This window comes from Oceanisphaera avium (genome assembly GCF_002157875.1).
Classification (GTDB): domain Bacteria; phylum Pseudomonadota; class Gammaproteobacteria; order Enterobacterales; family Aeromonadaceae; genus Oceanimonas; species Oceanimonas avium.
In genome coordinates, this window is record NZ_CP021376.1 from 183,169 (window position 1) to 203,535 (window position 20,367).

The following is a 20,367-nucleotide window of genomic DNA, read 5'->3' on the forward strand; positions in this document are numbered from 1 at the left end:
CTGTCACGAGGAGGGGATAAAGCAGTCAGGAGAGCGGCGTAAAGCTAACAGGCGTAAAGCTAACAATAGGCAAAAAAATACCGAGCTCAGGCTCGGTATTTTTATTTAGTTCAGTTTAGTTTAGTGCTGAGCGCTATTTGTTTGTCGCCGCTTTCATGTCTTTAACAAATGCCGTTAAGGCGTGAGTCAAGGCATTAATGTCATCTTGATGTTGCTCGATGATTTTCACAATGGCAGAGCCCGAGATGGCGCCGGCAGCACCGGCGTTAATAGCCTCGCGCACTTGCTCAGGGGTTGAAATACCAAAACCAAGGAGCGAGGGCGGGGCATTATATTTAGTTAGCGTGGCCAGCAAGGTATCTACCGGCTGGCCAGCTTTAGTTTCGGTTCCCGTCACACCGGCACGGCTTAACAGATAAGTATAACCGCTACCCGCTTCGGCAATGGCTTTTAGGGTGGCTTCATCACCATTAGGTGGGGCGATAAAAATGGTATCTATCCCGGCTTTGCTGGCGGCGGCTTTAAAAGGGGCCGACATTTCTAAGGGCGCATCGGCTACTAATACCGAGTCTACACCGGCGGCGGCAGCGCGGCTGTAAAAGCTGTCTAAGCCTGGCGCATACACTAGGTTGGCGTACACTAATAAACCCATGGGAATATCTGGGTATTTAGCACGCACTTTTTCTAGCATATCAAAGCAAGTTTGAGTGCGCGTACCGGCGGTTAAGGCGCGAATGCTGGCCGCTTGAATAGTAGGGCCATCGGCAACGGGATCAGAAAAAGGAATACCAAGCTCTAGCGCATCGGCGCCACCGGCAATTAAGGCATCGATCACTTTAAGTGAGTCTGCAGGATTAGGGTCGCCTAAGGTAATAAAGGGCACAAAGGCGCCTTGTTTAGCTTGTGCTAACCGGTCAAATAAGCGTTGATAACGGCTCATTATTTCTCTCCCTTATGCGCTAAAATGTCGGCTACAGTAAAGATATCTTTATCGCCACGACCCGATAAGTTAACCACTAATACTTGCTCTTTTTCTGGCTCCGCTTCGGCCATTTTTAAGGCGTAGGCCAACGCATGAGAGGACTCAAGGGCAGGGATAATGCCTTCATTGCGTGCCAGTGCTTGGAAGGCATCCAGTGCTTCGTCGTCGGTGACAGAGACATATTCGGCGCGCCCAGTGGTGGCTAAATAGGCGTGCTGTGGGCCTACAGACGGGAAGTCTAGGCCGGCGGACACAGAGTAGGACTCGGACACTTGGCCATCTTCGTTATGCATCATTAAAGACAACATGCCAAAGAAGATACCTTTAGTGCCCTCGCCTAAGGTAGCGCCATGCTCGCCGGTACTAATGCCCTTGCCTGCAGGCTCTACGCCAATTAAGCGTACCTTTTCTTCTTCAATAAAATCGGCAAATAAGCCAATGGCGTTGGAGCCACCGCCCACACAGGCGATGACGGCATCGGGTAACTGAGCTTCATGCTCCATGATCTGTACTTTGGCTTCCTCACCAATCATGCGCTGAAATTCGCGCACTATGGTCGGGAAGGGATGCGGGCCGGCGGCGGTGCCTAGCATATAGTGCGCCGTTTCATAGTTAGCAGCCCAATCGCGCAGCGCTTCATTACAGGCATCTTTTAGGGTAGAAGAGCCGGCATGCACGGGTATGACTTCGGCGCCCATTAATTCCATACGAAACACGTTGGGCTTTTGGCGCTCACAGTCTTTAGCGCCCATATAAATGCGACATTTTAAACCCATTAAGGCACAGGCGAGAGCGGTGGCCACACCATGTTGGCCGGCACCGGTTTCGGCAATAATTTCGGTTTTACCCATGCGTTTTGCCAGTAAAGCTTGGCCCAATACTTGGTTCGTTTTATGGGCGCCACCGTGGAGCAAGTCTTCACGCTTTAAGTAAATACGGGTCTTGGTATGAGAGGCGAGGTTGCGTACCCGCGTCAGTGGCGTGGGGCGCCCGGCATATTCACTTAATAATTCATGAAATTCGCGCTCAAACTCCGGGTCTTGCTGGGCATCAACAAAGGCCTTTTCTAATTGCAGTAAGGCCGGCATTAAAATTTGCGGCACATACATGCCACCAAAATCTCCAAAGAAGGGATCGAGTAAGCTCATTATTTAGTTTCCTTGCGGTCTACTTGGCGACCATAACTGCGAAGCGTGCTGAAGGCGGCGTTTAGCTTGTGAGCAGCTTTTTTACCGGGCGCACTTTCCACACCTGAATTAAAATCTAAACCGGTACAACCTTGGCTCGCTGCGGCTTTGGCGTTCTCGGGATTTAAACCACCGGCTAATAACGCTTGGGTGCGATGGGCAGGCTCGACCTTATCAAGCAAAGCCCAGTCAAAGGCTTGGCCGGTGCCACCGCTTTTGCCGCCCGCTTGAGTGTCAAACAATAAACGGTCTGCGTGTTGTGGTAAGTTTGGAAGCTGCTCGTTAATGGCAACAGACTTCCAAACTTGTAACTCAGGGTTGGCATCTTTGAGGGCGCTAATAAAAGCGTCGTCTTCATCGCCGTGTAATTGCACCGCATGCAGCCCTAATTCTTTAGCGGTACTGCTCACTTGATGTAAGTCGTGGTTTTGAAACACGCCCACATACTCTAACGGTGCGGCGGCCATAATGCTTCTGGCTGTGGTGCTATCTACGTAGCGCGGGCTTTGGCTAACAAAGATCAAGCCACCATGAACGGCTCCGGCGGCATAAGCATTGGCGGCATCTTGCGGGCGGGTTAAGCCACACACTTTATTGCTGCCAAGAATAAGTTTGCGTACTGCCAACTCAATATCTGTTTGCGCCATCAGTGAGCTGCCCACTAAAAAACCATCGGCATAGGCGGCAAGCTGTTTTACTTGGCCATGATCATAAATGCCGGACTCAGAGATAACGATGCGATCGGCTGGGAACAGCGTTGATAAGCGCTGGGTGCGAGCAAGATCTATGGTTAAATCACGCAAGTCTCGATTATTAATGCCAATCACTTTGGCATTCAGTGCAATGGCGCGCGCCACTTCCTCTTCGCAGATCACTTCCGTCAGCACGCCCATATTAAGTGACTCAGCCACGGCATTGAGTGCCTTATATTCTTCATCACTTAATACCGACAGCATCAGTAATATGGCATCGGCTTGATAAAGGCGCGCGAGCTTAATTTGATAGGCATCGATAATAAAATCTTTGCAGATCACAGGCTGAGTAACTTGGTTGCGTACTTGAGTAACGAAGTCGAATTGCCCTTGAAAGTACTTTTCATCGGTTAACACTGAAATTGCCGAGGCGTGACGACCATAGACTTGGGCGATGGCGTCTAAGTCAAAGTGTTCACGAATTAAGCCCTTAGAGGGCGAGGCTTTCTTACACTCTAAAATAAAGGCTGGGCTTTTGGCCTTAAGCGCCGCCACAAACGGGCGATCACTGGGGATTAACTTAGCTTCAAAGCTAGTTAGGGGCTGGCTGGCTTTTCGTGCCTCAACCCAAATCTTTTTATCGGCAACAATTTTGCCTAATACGGTACTTAACATTGACTCAACTCCGCCAGTTTATGGGCCACATCCATGGCTTTGCCCGATTTTAACACAGTCAGCACTTGGGCTACGGCTTCTTTTAAGGTCTCGGCCTTGCCGCTCATCACCAATAAAGGCGCCACATTAAGCGCAATGACATTTTGTTGTGCCGGTGTGCCTCTGCCTTGTAACAGCTCAAGGGTAATGGCTTTGTTTTCGCTGGGCTCACCGCCGGCAATGGCACTAATGTCATAGCGCTCAAGGCCGAGCTCTTCGGGGGTAATAATGTACTCGCTAATTTCACCGTCTAAAATTTCCGCCACCGAAGTGGGGCCATGTACGGCAATTTCATCTAAACCACTGCCATGCACTACCATGCCGCGCTTTAGCCCCATGGCTAATAAAGTATCGGCAATGGGGCGCACCAGCGCTTCAGAATACACACCCAACAGCATAAAGTCTGGGCGGGCGGGGTTAATTAAAGGCCCGAGCACATTAAAAATGGTACGGGTTTTTAGAGCCTTGCGCACCGGCTGGGCGTGGCGAATACCGCCATGATAATTGGGCGCGAATAAAAAGCAGACGTTAGTTTCATCGAGGCAACGCCGAGCTTGCTCAGCGCTCATATTAAGATCAATGCCTAACTGCTCTAATAAATCTGAAGAGCCCGACTTAGAAGACACGCCACGGTTACCGTGCTTGGCCACTTTAATGCCGCAGGCAGCGGCCACGAGTGCGGAGGTAGTGGAGACGTTAATAGTATTCATGCCATCGCCACCGGTGCCCACAATATCGCAAAAGGCATAGTCTGGGCGCGGGAAGGGCGAGGCTGCATCTAAAAGGGCTTGGGCAGCGCCGGCGATTTCATCGGGCGTTTCGCCTTTCATTTTTAGCACAGTTAACAAGGAGGCCATGGTCATTTGATCCATGTCACCGCTGAGTAGCTCGCTAAATAAGCCATGAGACTGAGCGCGGCTAATGTGCTCACCACGAAACAGTTGGTCCATGGCTTTGCCTTCTGGCGCGCTTAAGAATGCCAAGCTTTGGGCTAGCAGCTGTTCGCCTTCGGTAGTCATAATCGACTCAGGATGAAACTGAAAACCCAACACTCGCTTGGCTGTATCTTGCACCGCCATGGTCATGCCTTGGTAGTCGGCAATCACGCTTAAGCTGCTAGGAATATGCGTGCCCACTAAGGAATGATAACGGGCCACCGGCAAGGGATTGGATAAATGAGCAAACACGCCTTGGCCGTTATGGCTAATCGCTGAGCTTTTACCGTGTTTAATTTCACCGGCACTTTCCACCACGCCCCCATAGTGCTCAACTAAGGCTTGGTGGCCTAAGCAAATTCCTAGAATAGGAAAGCGGCCGAGGCTGCTGGCAATCAATGCTGGCATATTACCGGCAAGGCTTGGAATGCCAGGCCCAGGGGAGAGCACTAAAATTGGGCGCTCATCGGCTTGTTCTGCTTGCTCCATGGCAGCCAGTATTTGAGCGACGGGAATGGTATTGCGATAAATTTTAACGTTCGCGCCTAAGCTTCTAAATTGATCTACCAAGTTGTAGGTAAAAGAGTCGTAGTTATCGAGTAAGAAAATGGTATTAGTCATGGCTCACCTCCGCCAATGTGCTGCCGTGAGCCAGTGCAATGGCGTTAAGTACTGCTGCCGCCTTGTTGCGGGTTTCATCTGCTTCGGCTTGCGGATCTGAGTCATAGACCACTCCCGCCCCCGCTTGTACATGGGCCACGCCATTGGCGACGAACGCAGAGCGAATCACAATACAGGTATCCATATCGCCATTGCCGTTCACATAGCCCACGGCACCGCCATAGCTGCCACGGCGCTCTTGCTCTGTGTCTCTGATCAACTGACTGGCGCGAATTTTGGGGGCACCGGTGAGCGTGCCCATGTTCATGCAGGCTTGATACCCGTGCAGCGCATCCAGATCCGCACGCAAAGTACCTACGACCCGCGACACTAAGTGCATCACATGGCTGTAGCGATCCACACTGAGTAGGTCTTTCACATAGCGACTGCCTGGCTCACTGATGCGTGCAATGTCGTTTCGCGCTAAGTCCACCAGCATTAAATGCTCGGCGGTTTCTTTAGCGTCTTGGCGCAGCTCTAATTCAATGCGTCCATCGAGATCTAAGTTAATGCTGCCATCTTTATTTAAGCCGCGCTTGCGAGTACCGGCGATGGGGTACATTTCTACTTGGCGAGAGGCATGATCAAATTTCACTGAGCTTTCGGGGCTGGCACCAAATAGCGTAAAATCTTGATCGTTTACATAAAACAAATAGGGACTGGGATTAGTTTGCTTAAGCTTGCGATAAGCGGCCAAGGGGCGCGGGCAAGGTAGGCTAAAGCTGCGCGAAGGTACCACTTGGAAAATATCGCCATCTTTAATGTGCTCTTTTAGATTAAGCACATCTTGTTTAAATTCAGCATCGCTTTTAGAGGCACTAATCTTACCGTGCAACTGGGTATCGGCGCCCGGCTGGGGATGGCGCTTGGCACACGCTTTGGCCAAGGTATCAAGGCGTACTTGTAAGCGGGGCTGTTCAGCTCTATCAAATACGCAAGCCGAAAGTTGGGCGCTTTCTTGTTTATGATCTAAGGTGATTAAGGTTTCAGCTAAATAAAAGCAAAAATCAGGGCACGCATTAATCCCAGGTGCTACCGCGCTTAGCTCTTCAAATGAAGCAATTAAGTCATAGGCGAAGGTGCCGGCCATAAAGAGGTGCTGCTGGCCTAAGTCGGCATGAAAGCGCGTTAAAATCAGGCGCAGTGTTTCTAGTACCGACGGCGCTTTTAAGCGATTGTCTTCATCCAAGGTGTCGTCGGCGGGGGTAAAGGTTACCTGTAATTGATTGCCGTCGGCGGAGCGTTTGCCATTTAACGCCTGTTCGATTAGATCGAGTGCCGGTACGCCATTGGCATTTAAGGCACTAAGGGTCACGGTGCGACCTTGGCAGACCAAACGCACACAGGCGTCAAGCATTAATAGGCTTTGAGTACCGGCTTTAGTATCAATTTCTGCGGACTCTAACAGCATGCTGTTATCGCCACTTTGGCTGAGTGCGGCAAACAATGCCAGCGGGTCATCGTTATAGGGGGCATCTTGTAATAAGACGTGGAGCGAACCATGCGCCATGGGGTATTCCTTATGAGTTAATCACGGTCATCAGGGATTTGTCTGATCACCTGGCTGGCAATGTCTTCATCTATGATGGTAACGAATGCCGTTTTGATGGGCGTGTGCTGAGTTATGGGCTGCCATCGCCAAAATTTAAGCTGCTTAGGTTTCATCGCGTCACCTTTTACTGGATAATAAAAAAGCCCGCACGGGGGCGGGCTTTTATGTTCGCTGAGATTTTGAGACGAAAACAGCAAATCACACCCGCAATTAAGGCGTGTGCCACCACCAAGTAATGCCTTGTTGAAAAGACGGTGTGGGTATTTGCTGAACCATGTTGCTCTTCTCAGTAAACTAAAACTGTATACAGTTAAACGATATTAGGGGTATTAAGTCAACCCTGAGGATAGGATTATTTTCATGCGCATCGATTTGCACAGTCATTCCACCGCTTCCGATGGTCAATTAACGCCCACCGAGTTGATGGCGCGCGCCGCTGAAAAAGAGGTGGATGTGTTAGCGCTTACCGATCACGACACCCTAGGCGGTTTGGCAGAAGCGAGTGCAGCGGCTAAGTTACATGGCGTGCGTTTAATTAATGGTGTGGAAATATCTTGTTTATGGCAAGCGCTAGAAGTGCATGTAGTCGGGCTTAATATCGCCACCGACCACGAAGCGCTAAATCACTTGTTAATAGCGCAACAAGCTAGGCGCGAGCGGCGCGCCAAGCTTATGGCTACGCGCTTAGAAAAAGCAAAATTTCCCGGTGCCTATGAAGGCGCGCGGGCGTTAGCCGGGGAGGCGCCCATTACGCGCACCCACATGGCTAAATGGTTATTGAGCCAAGGTGCAGCTGAGTCTATACCTAAGGTGTTTAAAAAATATATTAGCCGCGGTAATACCGGCTATGCGCCGCCCGATTGGTGCTCGCTGGAAGAGGCCATTGGCGCTATTCACCAAGCGGGCGGCGTGACGGTGTTAGCTCATCCCACTCGCTATGACTTATCTAATAAGTGGGTGCGAAAAATGATTATCGCTTTTGCCGAAGCTGGCGGAGATGCCATGGAGGTGTCTATGGCTCAGCAAAGCCCGCAAGAGCGCGCCACCTTAGGTGAGTGGAGTAAAGAATATAATTTAGCGGCGTCTGTGGGCTCGGATTTTCATTTTCCGAGTCAATGGCGAGAGCTGGGACGCCAGCTCTGGTTACCTAAAGAAGCGACGCCCGTGTGGACACGTTTTATCTAAATCATTCCGGGAGGAATCATGAGTCAATATTTTGAATTGCACGCCGAAAACCCGCAGCCACGTCTGATCAATCAGGCGGTGGCCATTATACGCCAAGGCGGCGTGCTGGTTTATCCCACCGACTCTGGCTATGCCATTGGCTGTTTGGTGGGTGATAAAAACGCCATGGAGCGTATTTGTCGTATTCGTAAGCTAGAAAAAGATCATAACTTTACCTTAGTGTGTCGAGATCTCTCTGAGTTGTCTTTTTACGCACGCGTCGATAATGGCGCCTTTAGGTTAATGAAAAATAATACCCCAGGTGCGTATACCTTTATTTTGCGTGCTACTAAAGAAGTCCCTAAGCGCTTGCAAAACCCAAAGCGAAAAACCATTGGCCTGCGAGTACCTAATAACCCCATTACTTTGGCGTTATTAGAAGCGCTTGGTGAGCCATTAATGTCGGGCAGTTTAATTATGCCTAACGAAACAGAAGCAGAATACGATCCGCAAACCATTCGTGAGTTGCTAGAAAAACAAGTCGACTTAATTATTGATGGCGGTGTACTCGACTCTAAACCCACCACTGTTATTGAGCTCTATGACGATACCCCTGTGATTGCCCGCGCTGGCGCTGGCGACACCACTCCTTTTGAATAAGTCTGTTGGTAAAAGTGAAAATATGACTGAAAAATTACAAAAAGTGCTAGCGCGAGCCGGTAAAGGCTCGCGCCGTGAAATTGAAGCGCTGATTAGCCAAGGACGAGTGAGTGTCGATGGCAAGGTGGCCGCGCTTGGCGATCGAGTGACGGGTAAAGAGCAAATTCGCTTAGATGGCCATCAGGTAGAAACCCAAGCGCAGGCCGATGTTTTGTGCCGGGTGTTGGTCTATCACAAGCCAGAAGGCGAAATGAGTACTCGCAAAGATCCCGAAGGCCGGCCCACGGTCTTTGATCGCTTGCCCAAGTTACAAGGGGCACGTTGGGTGTCGGTAGGGCGCTTAGATGTGAATACCTCAGGCTTATTGCTGTTTACCACCGATGGCGAGCTCGCTAATCGCTTGATGCACCCGCGTCATGAAATTGATCGTGAGTATGCGGTGCGTGTGTTTGGTGAAGTGGATGAAGCCATGCTGCAGCGCTTGCGCAAAGGGGTCTTGCTAGAAGATGGTATGGGTCGCTTTGATACCATTAAATACAGCGGTGGTGAGGGCATGAACCATTGGTTTCATGTGACCCTTAAAGAAGGTCGTAACCGTGAAGTACGCCGCATGTGGGAGTCTCAAGGCATGCAGGTGAGCCGCTTAATTCGGGTGCGCTATGGCAAGATTGAGTTGCAGCGCAACTTACCACGGGGCGGCTGGGCAGAAATGCCATTGGATCAGCTAAATTATTTGCGCACTCAAGTGGGCTTAGCCCCGGAAGTAGAAAGCAAAGTGGATGTGGATGCGCCTAAGCGCTATAAGCAAGTCGCGCAAATTCGCAAAGCTGTGCGCCGCCATAACTCGCGCACTAAAGCCGGTGGAGCTAGCACAGGCCCAAGTGCCGCTGCCAAGAAAAAGCCCGCCGCTGGGCGGGCGCGCAACCCACGCCAAAAGCAAAAAACGCGGATTTAAATAAAAAACTAGCGCTAAGCTCTCAGCTAAGTAAAAAAAACCTAAAGCACCGAGTCTACTCAGACTCGGTGCTTTTTTGTGCTTGAAAGACTAATAACTGCAACGCTTGGCAACGAAACCCACTAAACCTATGCGAGGCAGGTCGGCGAAGTCCTGTTAGCTAAAGAGCACAGGCTACAAGATCTAGATTTGTAGTGAGCCCGCCTCTGCAGCGAAGAGAGCTTCGGCACGGTTTTATGTTGTGGTTTAGCGCAGCGCTGATTTATGTCTAACGCAAGGCGGGTAACGGAAAGCGTACCGCTGTCTTTTACAGGAAATTCAAATAATCAGCACCCAGCCTAGGCTGGGTGCTGATTATTACTTCTAACTGCTAACTGTCTTGGGGTAAAGGCGGTTCAATTTTCATCGATAGTTGCACTTCGGCGGCAAACTCACGACGAGAAAAGGCCACCCGCTCTTCGGCACTAAAAGTAGCATGGCGGCCAAGCTTTTCAATTTTTTGCAGCCGTGGCACTAAGCCCGCGCCATTGGCAGTTTGAATAGCCAACCCTGGGCGAGCGTTAAGCTCCAGTAACATAGGGCCTTTAAACTTATCTAATACCATGTCGGTGCCAATATAGCCTAAGCCTGACATTTCATAGCAAGACGCGGATAAGCTTAAAATCTGCTCCCAGTTCGGTACTTTTAGCTCCAGTAAATCGCGTCCCGTGTCGGGATGATAGCGAATGGGCAAATTGTATTGCACGGCGCGAATGGCTTTGCCGCTATTAATATCCAGCCCCACACCTACCGCCCCTTGGTGGAGGTTGGCTTTACCGTCGGAAGCTTCGGTAGATAAGCGCATCATCGCCATCACCGGAAAGCCCTTAAACACAATGACTCGAGTGTCGGGTACGCCTTCATAAGAAAAGCCATCAAACACATCATCAAAGTTAATCAGTGCTTCAATTAAGGCCACATCGGGTTTACCGCCTAAAGAGAATAAGCCGGCCAAAATATTAGACACATGACGCTCGAGATCGTTGATGCTTTCTGGCTTACCGCTTGGTTTAAGGAAATTGGTGCCATCTTGACTAACGATAACCACAATGCCTTTACCGCCAGAGCCTTTGGCCGGTTTAATACAAAAACCTGGCCAGTCTTTAATTTTCTCTAATAAGCCCGCTACTTGGTGTTGGTATTCAATCACTCCAATTAAGTCTGGCACCGTCACCTGCGCATCTAGGGCAATGCGCTTGGTTTCTAATTTATCATCTACCAAGGGGTAGAGACGGCGCGGATTATAGCGGCTGATATAGGAAATATTACGCTGGTTCATGCCCATAATACCCATGTCGCCCAGCGCAAACGGAGAAGCATACTTGGCAAGCCAGCGTTTAATCATGCTTTTTGTCCTCGGTATTGTATTCATCTACCAAAGGTTTAAAGCGCTTGAGCTCGGTTAAGCGATAGCCGGTGTAGTTACCTAATAGTAATACTACGGCCATAACGATTAGCTGCAGGCCTAAGAAGTTAAAGGTAATGTGGCGCACCACTTCACTGTTCATGGCTAAAAAGGCCATCACTGCCACTATGAGTGAGCCGCCCCCTTGTTTAACTACTTCTTTAGGACCTTCTTCTTCCCAAAGAATAGACATGCGCTCTATGGTCCATGCCAAGATAATCATAGGGAAGAAGGTGATCTTCATACCCTCGGTTAAGCCGAGTTGATAGGCAATAATGCTAAAGAAGCCAATAATGCCGATCACCATGATGATCACCGCCGATATTCGCGCCACTAACAGTAAATTTAGGTGTGAAAGGTAGGAGCGCAGTATTAAGCCGGTGCCGACAATAATTAAAAAGCCCACCAGACCGGTAATCAAACTAGTTTGAATAAAGGCCATGGCAATCAGTACTGGCATAAAGGTGCCTGAGGTTTTCACGCCAATAATAATGCGCAAAAATACCACCACTAATACGCCAATCGGCACTAATAAAATGCCTTTAAATAATGCCTGCTCTTCTAGAGGCAGGTTATAGAGTGAGACGTTAATCCAATGGGGTTGATCAAACTTTTTAGCCAACGCCACATTCACCGGTTGCTCTTGTTCTAGCATGGTGAAGGTGACGCGAGAGTTACTGCCACCCACTAAGTCCAGCACCGGCGAAGAATGATACTCCCATAATAAGAGCTGCTCAGCCGTGCCTTGTTCACCGGTTTGTGGGTTAAAAATTTCGTATTGCTCGCCTTCATAAACTTGCACTAAGTTAATGAGCGGCTGGCGACGGCGACCATCTTCAAGCTTTAACCCTTGTAGCATACGGGCAGGCACGGCGGCGCGGTGCAACATTTCCAGCAATAGCGGCCCTGGCGCTTGATACTGCGCCAATAACACGGCGTTTTGGCCACGGTTGTTGAGCTCTTTTAACAGCTCCCGAGTTAAGGTTATGCCATCTGCCGAGCGCTCTTGCGCATGAGATAACACTTGGTCCATCGCAGTGGCGTAGGGCTCGGGGACCTCAGTGGTTTTAATACGCGGCACGTCCGTGGGCAGCGGCGCTTTTGCAAAGGGATCATGCATCATGTCCACTTTGTAGTAGAGCTCTTGAGGGCCGGAAGCATTGCGAATGGTCCACTCGGCGCGGCTGCTGCCTTTGGCTTCTACAAACGATAAGCCATAGCCTGGAGAGGCAGCAGACTCATTCATCAGCGTAAAGCCTGGCTGGCTGCCAGGAATGGCTAGCGAGGCCTTAATGGGTTTGCCTTTAGCTTCAAATTCTACCTTGGCTTCAATAGACCAAATTTGGCGTTTTTCACCGGGTAACCAAGGCACTTCATAGACAAAGTGACGATACAGCATTAATGCCAGGCCGATTAAAAACAGCGCGGCAACGATCAGATAAAAGGGTTTACGAGAATACATAATTTACTTACTCGCTTTTAACAGGAGTGGGACGTGAAGGCTTGCCTTGCACGTTTTGGCGAGCAATATCCACCACGGCAATGTCTTTTAAGAACTCGCGGCCTAACAGCACTGAGTAGGTCATTTGGCTACGGTCAGTGAGGGTAAATTCGGTTTTTTCAGTAAAGCTACCAATGCGCATAGTGAGCTCTACCACAGGGCGGCGATCGGCATCATCGGCAGAAGCTTGGCGGATCCGCACATAGCGCACCAGCGGCGTTTCTACTTGTAGCTTTTCATCTACACCTTCGTGCGCCATGTTAAAGCTCACCCAAGGTTTACCATCACGCTCAAACACAGTGATATCTTGCGCACTTAATGATGAGGTAGTAGCACCGGTATCAATACGAGCGGCAAAGTCATCGTTTACAATATCCAACCACACTTGTTCGGTTTCACCCACCACTAACTTACCGTCTAGGGTTTCTTCTTTATTGCGCTGCTGAGACTCTTTTTCTGCGCTGGGTGTAGGTTGGGGGGCGACTACGGGGCGATTAATCTGTTTTTTCAAGTTTCTAATATCCTGTTGCAATGCAGACATAAAGGCATGGTGATTATTGCTTAGCTGTTGATTATGCTCTGACATATTGGCTAAGAGCCGAGTTTCAAGACCGGACAGTCCGGCCTTGAGTTCGGGCTCAGTGATAGGTTGAGGCTGAGGTTGTGCGTCCACCGGAGAAGTCTGGCTAACACACGCCGTTAGCAACAGGGGGATAAGTAGGGATGCCGCAACTTTATTCATAGGAAGCCTCTTGGTGATGTTGGGGGTCAAAGGGTTTATTGGCGATGATAATGGTGCGTTTAGGTGCCGGATAACCCTCTATAGTTTTGCTGGCATCTTCTGGATCTAAAAAGTCTGCCAACGATTCATTACGCATCCAATCGGTGCGTCTTTGTTCGCCTAATTGAGTGGTGTTTTCATCCACTATTTTAATATTTTCAAAGCCACATTTTTGTAGCCAACCGACTAAGGCTTGAGAGCTTGGAATAAACCAGACGTTGCGCATTTTGGCATAGCGCTCACCGGGCACTAATACTTGCTGATCATCGCCATCGATCACTAAGGTTTCTAATACCAGTTCTCCGCCGTCACACAGTTGGGCTTTTAACTGCAATAAATGATCGATAGGGGATTTTCGGTGATAGAGCACGCCCATGGAAAATACCGTATCAAAGGCGCGCAGTTCCGGTAATTCTTCAATACCTAGTGGCAATAGCTGTATGCCTTTATAGCCATTAGTGAAATGCTTAATGGCTTCAAATTGACATAAAAACAGGGGTGAAGGATCTATGCCTACCGCCATCTTGGCACCCGCACCGCGCATGCGCCACAGGTGATAACCACTACCACAGCCTACATCTAGCACATATCGGTGTTTTAGCGGGCTAATATGAGGAAGCAGCCGTTGCCATTTCCAATCAGAACGCCACTCGGTATCTATGTGTACGCCATGGACTTCAAAGGGCCCTTTGCGCCACGGATGAAACTGATCCAATAAGCTGGTTATCTTTTTTTGCTCGCCCAAGCTTATCTCGCCTGGGCGTCCAATGCTGACGCTATCAAGCAGTTCAATACGCTCGGTGGGTAAATAGGGCAGCTTATGCAAAGCCCGCACCCAGCGCGCTAAGTCGCCATGTAAGTGGCTTTTTTGCCAATCATGGAGCTGAGCGGGCAAAACATGTAGCCAGTGCGCGAGCCGACACTTGGCAATTTGTTGGTAAAAGTCACTAAAATCAATCATGAAAGCTAACCATTTATCTTAAATTCGCAGACTACACCGAATACACTACGCAAATAGCGTAGTTATTTAATGGCGACCATAGAGCCAAAGTTAAAGCACTGAAACCACATATCAACATGGCTAAAGCCTACTTCGTGTAAGCGAGCTTTATGTAACTCTGGCGTATCGGGGCGTAATACATTTTCTAAAGCGGTGCGTTTTTGGCTAACTTCTAATTCGCTATAGCCATTAGCGCGTTTAAAATCATGATGTAGCTCGATTAATAACTCATTAACGGTGTCGTCTTGGCTAATAAATTTTTCACTTAAAATTAATATGCCGCCTTTATTTACCCCCTCATATATGCGCGTTAATAATGGGAGTCGTTGCTGAGGGGCAATAAATTGCAGCGTAAAATTTAAAACCACCACCGAGGCGTTACTAATGTCTAACTCGCATATATCGGCTTCACGTAGCTCCACTGCTACCTCTGACTTAAAAGAGGCCAAATGATTAGCGGCTCTTTCTAACATGGCGGCTGAATTATCGACCGCCACTATAGTACAGCCTGGCTGATTAACATTACGGCGCATCTCTTGAGTGGCGGCACCCAAAGAACAACCTAAGTCATATAACTGAGTGTTAGGCTTGGCATAGCGCGCCGTCATCATGCCAATCGCAGAAATAATATTGGAGTAGCCCGGCACCGAGCGCTTGATCATGTCGGGAAAGACTTCTGCTACTTTTTGGTCAAAGTTAAAGTCGCCAAGCTCAGCAATAGGAGCGGCAAAAATGTGATCTGTGTGTGACATAGCCAGCGTTTTATAACCTGTAATGTATGACAGCCTCAGCTGCATTTAATGGTCGTCATTGTAAAAGAAGCGTTGTGGCTTGTCTTGCTGAACCTAAGTGAAAATAGCGCAATTTAGCGGTTGTTTTTATTAAAATTACTTGAGTTGAATTAATCATTAGCGTGGCAAATTAAAAATTGCTGGGATTTTAGGCAACGCCCATGCCATCAGGGATAGCGCGGCTTTAAAAGATTTTTTATTAAGCAATAAAAATCATCTTAACGTTTAAAATAATTGTCCTTGAGGACTAGGTGCTTGGCCAGGAAAAGGCGGCAATGGATGATTAAGCGCTGCGGCAATCTGTGCCGCCAACTGCGGCGAGAATTCAATATCGGCAGTATGCACAAACACATACACCGACTTACCCTCTTTAAGCCAATCTTGAATACGGGCTAGCCAAGGTTGCCAAAAAGGAAAATTATAATCAGGGACGGGGTGGCCAATAAAACGCACTAGCGGAGAGTGGCCGGTACTAATGATATGCACCGGCACCTGCGGCTTTTTTTGCTGCGCATCCGCTAATGCTGCGCTGGTGGGCGGGCAGGAAAATACCGGCCTTGAGTCCATGATAATACGATTAACTTTATGCTCTATTAACAAGCGATTAAGGGCGCGCTCCGCTTCTTGCTTAGCAAAAAAGGCAGGATGGCGCACTTCAACGCCATATTCTAAGTCGCTGGGCAGTGCCCTAAGTAGTTGTGCTAAGCCCGCTAACTGCTCAGGGCCACAAGCGGCGGGAAGTTGTAGCATCAGCATGCCCAGCTTTTCACGAAGCGGCGCAAGCTGCTCTATAAAGGAGAGGGCGGGGGTAATATTATCTGCTAATTGCCCCTGATGACTCACAGTGGCGGGGAATTTAAAGGTAAAGCGAAAATTGGCAGGCGTTTGCGCGTCCCAGCGCAATAAACTGGCCGTGTCAGGCACGCCATAAAAGCTAGTGTTACCCTCTACGGCATTAAACACCTTGGCGTAGTCGAGTAAATACTCGGTGTTTTTACGATGACTGCTTATTAATTGCCCGGGCCAAGTAGGATGAGACCACTGACTTAAGCCAATATATAACGACGACATAGACATCCTTAACAACCGCCAAGCTAAATTAAGGGAGTAAAGATATTTTTGCTAAGCGCTGCGTGCTCAGCACGGCGCTTTAAGAGCATCACATAAAGCAGTAATGAGTGCTACCATAGGCGGCCATTTCTAGCAGTCGTAGCCCGCAATCGTTATGTCACTCGCCTCCCATAAAGTCCAACAGCCCTATTTAGCTGACCAGTCATTGCCGCGTGCTTTATTTAGCATGACTTGGCCGATGCTGTTTGGCGTGGTGGCGCTAATGAGCTTTCAGCTAGTCGATAGTGTATTTATTAGTATGTTGGGCATGGAGCCTTTAGCGGCACTGGGCTTTACCTTGCCTATGCAGCAATTATTGGTGGGCGTACAAATTGGAATTGGTATTGCTTCCACAGCCTTGATTTCTCGCGCCTTGGGGGCGGGAGAAACCTCACGCGCGACCCAACTGGCCGGCTTAGTGGTGCTTACAGGATGTTGTGTTTCTTTGTTGTTATGTGTCGTTATTGGTGTATGGCGCGTCCCGCTGCTTACTGCTTTAGGTGCCAACGCACAGTTGTTGCCCTATACCGAGTCTTACTGGTGGCCGTGGTTAACCAGTGCTTGGTTGGGGGCGTTCTTATATTTTGCCAGCAGCATTGCTAGAGCCAATGGCGATACGCGCTTGCCGGGGCTGATGATGGTGATCACTAGCCTAGTGAATATGCTGCTTGATCCGCTGTTTATTTTTACCTTTGGTTGGGGTTTACCTGGTGCCGCTTATGCCACTATCGTGGCCTGCTTAATTGGCTCGGCCATTATGTATTCACGTATTTTAAAGCGCCATTGGCTGGACTTTACGCTCAGCCAATGGCCCATTAAGCAGGCGCTGGCGCAAATATTTAATACCAGCGTGCCGGCCATGCTTAGCCAGTTGATGCCGGGACTGGCCTCCTTATTGGCCACTCGCTTAGTGGCAGGCTTTGGCGGAGCAGCCATTGCGGCGTGGACGCTGGGTAGTCGTTTAGAGTTATTCTCTATTGTGATTGTACTGGCGCTGACCATGGCGCTACCGCCTATGGTAGGGCGTTTATTGGGCTCTCAACAACTGACCCGCGTTCACAGCTTAGTGCTCACGGCGGTGCGCTTTGTTATTGGTTTGCAAGTTATTATCGCCTTAGTTTGGATAATGAGCCGCAGCTGGCTGGCCCCTTGGCTGGCGCCAGATCTTGATAGTGAACGCTATCTTATGAGCTATATGCTGTGGGTGCCGGTGAGTTATGCCGCACTAGGGGTGTGCATGTTAATGGTCTCGGTGTGTAATGCGCTGGGATTGCCGATGCGCGCAGTATGGATTTCGATATTGCGCTTGTTCGTCTGTTATCTCCCCGCTCTTTGGCTGGGTGCTACTTTAGCTGGCATGAGCGGCTTATATATAGGGGTGTTGCTGGGTAATGTGGCGGCGGGACTGATGTCATGGCAATGTTATCAACGGGGTTTAAGCCAACTTAACCACAGCGTTGGGCTAAATAAGTGTATTCCCGAGTTATAAAAAAGCGGTATTATCTTTATGCCAACATACTTATGTACAGCAAGAGCTGGTTTTCTGCTGAGATTTTAAAAAGCGAGATACCGGAGCAAGCCCGATAAGACGGTAGGAGGTGGTGTTTATCTTTATACCGTCATCCTGATGCACATCAGGATCTGGTTTTTCTGCTGAGATTTTAAAAAGCGAGATACCGGAGCAAGCCCGGTAAGACGGCAGAAGGAGAGAGCCAAGCCTCTTTCCTATGGTAAAAATAACTCTGGCGCTAGATTTTAGTGTTTGTTTTGAGCTTACCCCGCTCCTTTTAGCTTAGCGTTGGGTGCTGGGCGCTGAGTGCTGGCCTTTAAGATTTTACCAAGCTTGCCGCTTTCCCTTATACTAGCGCGCTATATCATCAGAAATTCATGCGGTGCGCTTAAATGTGCACCACAAACAATAGGAAAACTCCATGCGCACTCATTATTGCGGGCACGTTGACGCAGCTTTGGTCGGCCAGAGCGTGACTCTTAGCGGCTGGGTAAATCGCCGTCGTGATTTAGGCGGTTTGATTTTTATCGATATGCGCGACCGCGAAGGGGTAGTGCAGGTGTTTTTCGATCCAGATAAGGCTGAAGCTTACGAATTAGCCTCTACTTTACGTGCCGAGTTTTGTATTCAAATGACTGGCATAGTGCGTGCTCGACCCGAGTCTCAAGTAAATAAAGACATGGCGACCGGTGCCATTGAAATTTTTGCTCATGAGCTGACTATTATTAACCGTGCCGAAGCCTTGCCGCTGGATTTTAATCAAAATAACTCAGAAGAGCAGCGCCTTAAATATCGTTATTTAGACTTGCGCCGGCCTGAGCAAGCCAAGTATTTAATGACGCGCGCTAAGGTGTCGAGCTTAGTGCGCCGCTTTATGGATGAACACGGCTTTTTAGATATAGAAACGCCGATGTTAACTAAAGCGACACCAGAGGGAGCACGAGATTACTTGGTGCCCAGTCGCGTGCATAAAGGCTATTTTTATGCCTTGCCGCAATCGCCGCAGTTATTTAAACAGTTATTAATGATGAGTGGCTTTGATCGCTACTATCAAATTGTAAAGTGCTTTCGTGATGAAGACTTGCGCGCCGACCGCCAGCCTGAATTTACTCAAATTGATGTTGAAACCTCCTTTATGAGCGCCGAGCAAGTGCGCGACATTATGGAGCAGTTAGTGACCGGCTTATGGAAAGAAGTACTAGGCGTAGACTTAGGTACTTTCCCTATTATGAGCTTTGAAGAAGCGATGCGTCGTTTTGGCTCTGACAAGCCAGACTTGCGCATTGCTACTGAGTTAGTGGATATTGCCGACTTAGTGAAAGACATAGACTTTCAAGTGTTTGCCGGTCCGGCTAACGATGCTAAAGGGCGAGTGGCAGCACTTAAAGTGCCCGGTGGCGCGGCTTTGTCGCGTAAGCAAATTGATGAATATGGTAAGTTTGTCACTATTTATGGTGCCAAAGGCTTGGCATGGATGAAGGTCAATGATGCAGCTCAAGGTCTTGAGGGCGTGCAATCGCCGATTGCTAAGTTCTTAAACGCCGATATCGTGAGCGAATTATTAGCGCGCACCGATGCCCAAGATGGTGATGCTATTTTCTTTGGCGCCGACTCAGCAAAAATTGTAAGCGATGCCATGGGTGCACTGCGCTTAAAACTGGGTAAAGATTTAGACTTATTTGAAGATAGCTGGCGCCCATTGTGGGTGGTGGATTTTCCCATGTTTGAACAAGAAGCCGGGGACGATCGTCTCTACGCCATGCACCACCCCTTTACTGCCCCTAAAGAATTAAATGCCGAACAATTAAGCGCCGCGCCTCTTAGCGCGTTAGCCAACGCCTATGACATGGTCATTAACGGCTACGAAGTGGGCGGTGGCTCGGTACGTATTCATCACAGCGAGATGCAGCAAACCGTGTTCCGCTTACTGGGTATTAATGCCAACGAGCAACAAGAAAAATTTGGCTTCTTGCTTGAAGCTCTAAAGTACGGTACGCCGCCTCATGCTGGCTTAGCCTTTGGTTTAGATCGCTTAGTGATGCTGTTAACGGGTACCGATAATATTCGTGATGTGATTGCCTTTCCCAAAACGACCACCGCCTCTTGTTTGTTAACCGATGCGCCTAGTCTTGCTAATCCCGACTCCTTAACTGAGTTGGCGCTAAAAGTGCAGTTGCCGCTAAAAACCGAAGAAGCTAACGATAGCGATAAGGCAAACCACTAGTTATGGCCTATAAGCACCCAGAGTCGGTGTTGGTATTGATCCACACCGATAGTCACGTCTTGCTGTTGCAACGCTTAGATAATCCTGACTTTTGGCAGTCGGTGACCGGTAGCCTAGAAGTGGGTGAAACTCGCTGGCAAGCCGCCGTTCGTGAATTAGTTGAAGAAACTGGGTTGCAAGTGGGCATAGATGGTGAGCTGTCTGAAACTGGGCGGCGGGTGCGCTTTGAAATTTATCCACGCTGGCGGCATCGTTATCGCCCCGGCGTGACTCATAACTGGGAATATGAGTTTTATTTTCGTCTACCCCATCAACAAGCGGTAACGCTTAGTGAGCATCAGGCTCAATGTTGGCAGCCCTTAGCTCAGGCGCGAGAGCAAGCCAGCTCTTGGACCAATAAGTTGGCTATCGAGCGGCTAATCCAAGCTCAGTTAGACTAAATAATTTTTATGCTACATAAGCTAAGCCGGTAACAGGGGGCTTAGCCCATTAAGGGAGAAATCTG

General features: G+C 49.1%; 17 protein-coding genes and 1 pseudogene. 6 read left to right on the forward strand and 12 right to left on the reverse strand.

What is annotated here, in order from left to right; translation table 11 throughout:
* Nucleotides 1–133 precede the first annotated feature (133 nt).
* The 6 genes and pseudogenes from trpA to CBP12_RS00835 form a co-directional block, all read right to left on the reverse strand.
* Nucleotides 134–940: a tryptophan synthase subunit alpha gene (gene trpA / locus CBP12_RS00815; protein ID WP_086962051.1), complete on the reverse strand. Its 807-nt coding sequence runs from the start codon at nucleotides 938–940 to the stop codon at nucleotides 134–136.
* Nucleotides 940–2,130 (reverse strand): tryptophan synthase subunit beta, encoded by a 1,191-nt coding sequence (gene trpB, locus CBP12_RS00820; protein WP_086962052.1) that lies wholly within the window; start codon nucleotides 2,128–2,130, stop codon nucleotides 940–942. Before trpB ends, trpA begins: the two co-directional genes overlap by 1 nt.
* Nucleotides 2,130–3,536: a bifunctional indole-3-glycerol-phosphate synthase TrpC/phosphoribosylanthranilate isomerase TrpF gene (gene trpCF, locus CBP12_RS00825; protein ID WP_086962054.1), complete on the reverse strand. Its 1,407-nt coding sequence runs from the start codon at nucleotides 3,534–3,536 to the stop codon at nucleotides 2,130–2,132. The genes trpB and trpCF overlap by 1 nt, the downstream gene beginning before the upstream one ends.
* On the reverse strand, nucleotides 3,530–4,525 hold the full coding sequence (trpD, locus tag CBP12_RS13620; RefSeq protein ID WP_232455207.1) for an anthranilate phosphoribosyltransferase: 996 nt from the start codon (nucleotides 4,523–4,525) through the stop codon (nucleotides 3,530–3,532). Before trpD ends, trpCF begins: the two co-directional genes overlap by 7 nt.
* Nucleotides 4,526–4,534: 9 nt before the next feature.
* Nucleotides 4,535–5,131 (reverse strand): annotated as a pseudogene (locus tag CBP12_RS13625) (aminodeoxychorismate/anthranilate synthase component II); the annotation flags it as partial.
* Nucleotides 5,124–6,680 carry an anthranilate synthase component 1 gene (locus tag CBP12_RS00835; RefSeq protein ID WP_086962058.1) on the reverse strand — a complete coding sequence of 519 codons (1,557 nt, stop codon included), beginning with the start codon at nucleotides 6,678–6,680 and terminating at the stop codon, nucleotides 5,124–5,126. The gene CBP12_RS00835 and the pseudogene CBP12_RS13625, both read right to left, overlap by 8 nt.
* 402 nt (nucleotides 6,681–7,082) lie before the next feature.
* On the opposite strand from CBP12_RS00835, the gene rnm reads away from it, so the two are divergent.
* The 3 genes from rnm to rluB are packed head-to-tail and all read left to right on the forward strand — an operon-like array spanning nucleotide 7,083 to nucleotide 9,501.
* The gene (gene rnm / locus CBP12_RS00840) at nucleotides 7,083–7,907 is read left to right on the forward strand and encodes an RNase RNM (protein WP_086962060.1); all 825 of its coding nucleotides are present in this window, start codon (nucleotides 7,083–7,085) and stop codon (nucleotides 7,905–7,907) included.
* A gap of 18 nt (nucleotides 7,908–7,925) precedes the next feature.
* Nucleotides 7,926–8,546: an L-threonylcarbamoyladenylate synthase gene (locus CBP12_RS00845; protein WP_086962062.1), complete on the forward strand. Its 621-nt coding sequence runs from the start codon at nucleotides 7,926–7,928 to the stop codon at nucleotides 8,544–8,546.
* A 22-nt stretch (nucleotides 8,547–8,568) separates the two neighbouring features.
* Complete coding sequence (gene rluB, locus CBP12_RS00850) at nucleotides 8,569–9,501, forward strand: 23S rRNA pseudouridine(2605) synthase RluB (RefSeq protein ID WP_086962064.1); 933 nt, start codon at nucleotides 8,569–8,571, stop codon at nucleotides 9,499–9,501.
* Between the two features lie 370 nt (nucleotides 9,502–9,871).
* Here rluB and CBP12_RS00855 read toward each other — a convergent pair whose 3' ends face one another.
* The 6 genes from CBP12_RS00855 to CBP12_RS00880 all read right to left on the reverse strand — a co-directional run bounded on the left by CBP12_RS00855 (nucleotide 9,872) and on the right by CBP12_RS00880 (nucleotide 16,089).
* Nucleotides 9,872–10,885 carry an alpha-L-glutamate ligase-like protein gene (locus tag CBP12_RS00855; protein ID WP_086962066.1) on the reverse strand — a complete coding sequence of 338 codons (1,014 nt, stop codon included), beginning with the start codon at nucleotides 10,883–10,885 and terminating at the stop codon, nucleotides 9,872–9,874.
* Nucleotides 10,878–12,407, reverse strand: coding sequence for an inactive transglutaminase family protein (locus CBP12_RS00860; protein ID WP_086962069.1), 1,530 nt, complete (start codon nucleotides 12,405–12,407; stop codon nucleotides 10,878–10,880). The genes CBP12_RS00855 and CBP12_RS00860 overlap by 8 nt, the downstream gene beginning before the upstream one ends.
* Before the next feature lie 7 nt (nucleotides 12,408–12,414).
* A complete protein-coding gene (locus CBP12_RS00865) occupies nucleotides 12,415–13,188 on the reverse strand; it encodes an ATP-dependent zinc protease family protein (RefSeq protein ID WP_086962071.1) in 774 nt (257 codons plus the stop codon).
* Nucleotides 13,181–14,188 (reverse strand): tRNA 5-methoxyuridine(34)/uridine 5-oxyacetic acid(34) synthase CmoB, encoded by a 1,008-nt coding sequence (gene cmoB, locus CBP12_RS00870; protein WP_086962073.1) that lies wholly within the window; start codon nucleotides 14,186–14,188, stop codon nucleotides 13,181–13,183. The genes CBP12_RS00865 and cmoB overlap by 8 nt, the downstream gene beginning before the upstream one ends.
* Before the next feature lie 62 nt (nucleotides 14,189–14,250).
* Nucleotides 14,251–14,979 (reverse strand): carboxy-S-adenosyl-L-methionine synthase CmoA, encoded by a 729-nt coding sequence (gene cmoA / locus CBP12_RS00875; RefSeq protein ID WP_086965256.1) that lies wholly within the window; start codon nucleotides 14,977–14,979, stop codon nucleotides 14,251–14,253.
* A gap of 264 nt (nucleotides 14,980–15,243) precedes the next feature.
* The gene (locus CBP12_RS00880; protein WP_086962075.1) at nucleotides 15,244–16,089 is read right to left on the reverse strand and encodes a DUF72 domain-containing protein; all 846 of its coding nucleotides are present in this window, start codon (nucleotides 16,087–16,089) and stop codon (nucleotides 15,244–15,246) included.
* 154 nt (nucleotides 16,090–16,243) lie between these two features.
* On the opposite strand from CBP12_RS00880, the gene CBP12_RS00885 reads away from it, so the two are divergent.
* The 3 genes from CBP12_RS00885 (at nucleotide 16,244) to nudB (ending at nucleotide 20,302) form a co-directional block, all read left to right on the forward strand.
* Nucleotides 16,244–17,617, forward strand: coding sequence for an MATE family efflux transporter (locus CBP12_RS00885; protein ID WP_086962077.1), 1,374 nt, complete (start codon nucleotides 16,244–16,246; stop codon nucleotides 17,615–17,617).
* A gap of 442 nt (nucleotides 17,618–18,059) precedes the next feature.
* Complete coding sequence (aspS, locus tag CBP12_RS00890) at nucleotides 18,060–19,862, forward strand: aspartate--tRNA ligase (protein ID WP_086962079.1); 1,803 nt, start codon at nucleotides 18,060–18,062, stop codon at nucleotides 19,860–19,862.
* A 2-nt stretch (nucleotides 19,863–19,864) separates the two neighbouring features.
* Complete coding sequence (gene nudB / locus CBP12_RS00895) at nucleotides 19,865–20,302, forward strand: dihydroneopterin triphosphate diphosphatase (protein WP_086962081.1); 438 nt, start codon at nucleotides 19,865–19,867, stop codon at nucleotides 20,300–20,302.
* Nucleotides 20,303–20,367 lie beyond the last annotated feature (65 nt).

Bases quoted from the DNA above. Each gene is read 5' to 3' on its own strand.
- cmoA (WP_086965256.1), bottom strand. From the start codon at position 14,979: ATGTCACACACAGATCACATTTTTGCCGCTCCTATTGCTGAGCTTGGC.
- trpD (WP_232455207.1), bottom strand. From the start codon at position 4,525: ATGGACCAACTGTTTCGTGGTGAGCACATTAGCCGCGCTCAGTCTCAT.
- CBP12_RS00860 (WP_086962069.1), bottom strand. From the start codon at position 12,407: ATGTATTCTCGTAAACCCTTTTATCTGATCGTTGCCGCGCTGTTTTTA.
- CBP12_RS00835 (WP_086962058.1), bottom strand. From the start codon at position 6,680: ATGGCGCATGGTTCGCTCCACGTCTTATTACAAGATGCCCCCTATAAC.
- CBP12_RS00865 (WP_086962071.1), bottom strand. From the start codon at position 13,188: ATGAATAAAGTTGCGGCATCCCTACTTATCCCCCTGTTGCTAACGGCG.
- trpCF (WP_086962054.1), bottom strand. From the start codon at position 3,536: ATGTTAAGTACCGTATTAGGCAAAATTGTTGCCGATAAAAAGATTTGG.
- trpB (WP_086962052.1), bottom strand. From the start codon at position 2,130: ATGAGCTTACTCGATCCCTTCTTTGGAGATTTTGGTGGCATGTATGTG.
- CBP12_RS00880 (WP_086962075.1), bottom strand. From the start codon at position 16,089: ATGTCGTCGTTATATATTGGCTTAAGTCAGTGGTCTCATCCTACTTGG.
- cmoB (WP_086962073.1), bottom strand. From the start codon at position 14,188: ATGATTGATTTTAGTGACTTTTACCAACAAATTGCCAAGTGTCGGCTC.
- CBP12_RS00855 (WP_086962066.1), bottom strand. From the start codon at position 10,885: ATGATTAAACGCTGGCTTGCCAAGTATGCTTCTCCGTTTGCGCTGGGC.
- nudB (WP_086962081.1), top strand. From the start codon at position 19,865: ATGGCCTATAAGCACCCAGAGTCGGTGTTGGTATTGATCCACACCGAT.
- CBP12_RS00885 (WP_086962077.1), top strand. From the start codon at position 16,244: ATGTCACTCGCCTCCCATAAAGTCCAACAGCCCTATTTAGCTGACCAG.
- rnm (WP_086962060.1), top strand. From the start codon at position 7,083: ATGCGCATCGATTTGCACAGTCATTCCACCGCTTCCGATGGTCAATTA.
- rluB (WP_086962064.1), top strand. From the start codon at position 8,569: ATGACTGAAAAATTACAAAAAGTGCTAGCGCGAGCCGGTAAAGGCTCG.
- aspS (WP_086962079.1), top strand. From the start codon at position 18,060: ATGCGCACTCATTATTGCGGGCACGTTGACGCAGCTTTGGTCGGCCAG.
- CBP12_RS00845 (WP_086962062.1), top strand. From the start codon at position 7,926: ATGAGTCAATATTTTGAATTGCACGCCGAAAACCCGCAGCCACGTCTG.
- trpA (WP_086962051.1), bottom strand. From the start codon at position 940: ATGAGCCGTTATCAACGCTTATTTGACCGGTTAGCACAAGCTAAACAA.